Annotated in this window: 3 protein-coding genes; all 3 read right to left on the reverse strand. The window is 75.3% G+C overall.

All coding sequences use genetic code 11. The features are described 5' to 3' along the window. Positions 1 to 113 precede the first annotated feature (113 nt). The gene (locus AC1DYD_RS41135; RefSeq protein ID WP_478178455.1) at positions 114 to 1,436 is read right to left on the reverse strand and encodes an eCIS core domain-containing protein; all 1,323 of its coding nucleotides are present in this window, start codon (positions 1,434 to 1,436) and stop codon (positions 114 to 116) included. Between the two features lie 12 nt (positions 1,437 to 1,448). Next, positions 1,449 to 2,408 carry a hypothetical protein gene (locus tag AC1DYD_RS41140; protein ID WP_478178456.1) on the reverse strand — a complete coding sequence of 320 codons (960 nt, stop codon included), beginning with the start codon at positions 2,406 to 2,408 and terminating at the stop codon, positions 1,449 to 1,451. Next, positions 2,405 to 3,479 (reverse strand): hypothetical protein (locus AC1DYD_RS41145; protein WP_478178457.1); only part of this gene is annotated, 1,075 nt, incomplete at its 5' end. The genes AC1DYD_RS41140 and AC1DYD_RS41145, both read right to left, overlap by 4 nt.

The following is a 3,479-nucleotide window of genomic DNA, read 5'->3' on the forward strand; positions in this document are numbered from 1 at the left end:
CCGCGGCACCGCGCGAAGCGCCGGCCGCCTGGCCGGCGCGCGKCGCGCCCGCCTGTCGTCCCATGGCATGTCTCATCGGGAGCCTCCTTGCATCGCATCATCTTCCAGCCCCGCTACGCGGGCAACCTGAGCTTGATCGAGCCGGCGAAACGCTCCAGCCGCCCGAGGTCCGCGCGCACCGCGGCGAGTTCGAGCGCCATGCCGTCGACCAGCCCCTGGCTGCTGACGCACTGGCGGGCGATGTCGCCGACCGGGTCGGGCTCGTTCGCCAGCCGGCGCTGCCAACCGGCCAGGTTGTCCTTCAGGAAGGCCTGGTAGTCGACCATGCGCCCGACGCGCCCGCGCATCTCGGGAACGCGGAACTTCAACCAGTCGCCGACCTGCTTCGCGACCTGGCCCTGCAGCCCCTTGAGCCGCTCCACGTAGGCCGGCTCGGTGGCATAGCCCGAACCCTTCAAGGCGTCGACGAAGCCGCCGAAAGAGGCCCCGCCCTTGAGCGAATCGTAGACGCCGGGGCGGCGCTCCTTGAGCAGTGCCAGGTGGTGCTCGGTGGAGCGCGCCGTCGAGTCGTAGCCGAAGGTCGGGCTCGGCGCATCGACGTAGGCGCCATTCTTGAACTCCTTCTGCGCCAGCATGTGGATGCTGACGCCTTCGCTCTCCTGCCCCGGCAGCGGCGTCTTCTCGTGGGTCTTCGGATCCTCGGCGACGCTCGCGTGCTCGTTGAACAGCCGGTTGCGATGCTCCGACGGCAGGTAGTCGCTGACCTTCCCCTTGTCGTTGACGCTGAGCGGCGACTGCTCGCCGTAGGACTGCGTGATGAGCCACAACGCACGATCGAAGGGAATGTCGCCATGCGCCTCGATCGCCTGCAGCACGCCGGGCACGACCTGGTCGAAGTAGCTCGTGTAGAGCGGCGGCCGCATCGCCGCGGCCTGCGCCGCCGGCACCGGCTGGGCCGCGACCGGTGCGCCGGCCTGCGGATCCGGCTGGCGGCTCAGCACGCCGGCAGGCATCGGCGTGACCTGCGGCGTGCCGCCCTGCAGCCAGCGCGCCGACTCCGCGTCGGCCTCGCGCTCGCTGGCGTCGCCGGGCGCCGACACCCGCAGCGCCCCGGCCGCGGGCGCCGCACCGGCCTGCTGCAGCGTATGCGTGAGTTCGTGCCCCAGCAGGCGGCGGCCGGGCTCGGTGTCGGGCGCGAAATGGCCGGCCTTGAAGTAGATGTCGTCGGCCACGGTGAAGGCCTGCGCACCGTGCCGCCGGGCCAGCGCGTCGGCCGCAGGCCCATCGTGGACGCGCACGCGCGACAGGTCCACGCCGTCGCGTTCGAAGTCAGCGCGCAGGAAGCGCGGCAGCGCGCGGCCGTCCTGCGGCTTCACGGCCGGCGCACGCACGGCTTCGCCGGGTGCATCCTGTCGGCGGCGCGAGGTGTAGCGCATGGCCCGTGCGCCTCAACCCGCCCGGCCGAACTGCGCCCGGCGCGCGCGGTCATGCTCGGCGCGCGCCGCCGCGAAGGCTTCGCCGCCCCATTGCCACTGGAAGGCAGCCAGCACCGGCTCGACCCACGAGCGGCCGACCTCCGGCCCCAGCAGGTCGGCCAGCGTGACCCAGGCCGTGGCCAGGCTGCGGTAGGCCTCGGCGCGCTCGCCGAGCGCATCGGCCGCACGCGCCAGGCTCACGGCGGCCGCGAAGTAGGCCAGTGGCGCGACCGCGGCGAGCGCGGCCTCGCGAGCGGCCAGCGCCTCGGTGCGCGCCGAGGCGGCATCGCCGCGGGCCAGCGCGCAGGCGGCGCTCACGCAAAGCCGCTGGGCGCGCAGGTGCAGGTCGCCGTCGGCCGCCTGGCCGACGCGATCGCGCGCCAGCACCTGCTGTGCGTGCGCCGCCTCGCCGGTCTCGCAGGCGGCCTGCGCATGCTCGATGTCGACCCAGGCCGAGGCATGCGCGATGTCCGCAGCGGCCATCAGGACGGCCGCCTCGTCGAACACGGCCCAGGCCGCCGCGGCCTCGCCGGCCTGGGCCAGGCACAGCGCCTGGCGGCGCAGCACGGTGGCCCGGGGCACCTCGGGCAGGCGCAGCGATTCGGCCTCCTTCAGGGCCGCCGACCAGGACCGGGCGGCGCTCGCGAATTCGCCGGCGGCGAACTGCGTCTCGGCGCGTTCGGCCTCGGCGGCGAAGCGTGCCCGCGGCGAGCCACTGTCGCGCGCGGCGCTGCGCGCGGCCGCCGCCAGCGATTCGTCGAGCGAGCCGGCGGCACGATAGAGCGAGGCCGCCATCTGCTCGTAGTGCGCCGCCCGCTGGGCCTCGCCACGCGCTGTCGCTTCGGCCGCGGCGCGGCGCAATTGCCTCGCGGCGGCTTGCCAATCGGCGTGCGCCAAAGCCTGCTGCGCGGCAACGAGGCGGGGCGAATTCACGATGCCACTCCCGGGCGGGTCTCGCGCGGCCGCCAGCCACGCGCCACCATCGCCTCGCGCGTCTGCGCGATCGCGGTTTCACGGGCCTGGCGGTGCGCCTGGGCCCAGGCCTGCCACTGGGCCGACAGGTCGGCGATGCCGGTGCGCGTGTCCTCGGCCTGGCCATCGAGCTGCCCGCCGGTGGCGGCCGCCTGCCCTTCGCGGCGGCGCGAGTCGGCCGCCCGCGCATCGTTGCGCGAGGCCAGCGCCGCGCCGCCGGACTGCGCCACGCCGAGCTGGCCCTGGGCCGCGGTGTTGCCCGCGGCGGTGCTTTCGAGCCGGCCGGCATTGGCCTCGATGCCGCTCTCGCGCGCCGGCGTCGCGCCCTGCTGCTCGGCCACGGCGCCATCGACGCCGTGCAGCGCCTCCAGGAAGCGCTGGCCGTCGGCGTTCATCCGCAGGATGCCGCGCTTGGCGCCCACCAGCACCTGCGGGTCGTCGGGCAGCAGGTGGGCCAGCGAGGTGAAGGTCGTGAAGCCCTCCAGCGGCCCGGTGATCATGGCCAGCCCGGCGGCGCGATTGCCGTAATCCGACAGGGTGCTGCCCACGTTGCCCTCCTCGGTCTGCTGCTGCTGGTTGGCGGCGCTGCGCTGCGCGGTCGCCTGCTGGTGCGCCTGGGCCGCGGTCATGGCCTCGCCGGTGCGCGTGTTGAGGTCGGCCAGCGGTGCGCTGTTCGCCTCGTGATGGCCTGCGTCGGCCGCCATCGCATTCTGCAGCGCCTCGGCCTGGGCCCGCGCCTGCAGGATCGCGAGCAGCCGGTTCTGCATGTCGACCAGTTCCTGCCGCGAGCCGGTGCCGGGCGGCGGCGGATAGGCCGGGTTGACCGGTTCGACGATCGGCTCGGCGCCGCGCGCGACGCCGGCGTTGAAGTCTTCCGCACGGCGCGCCACGCCGGCGCCGACCCGGGCCCCCAGCATGGCGCCGCCCGGGCCGCCGATCAGGCCCCCGGCCACGCTGCCGAGGGTGCCGCCGCGGGCCACCCGGGCCTCGGGCGTGGAGGCGCCGCGCGCGGCCGGGACGACCGGGTGCGCG

Source organism: Variovorax sp. P4_B11 (assembly GCF_056402355.1).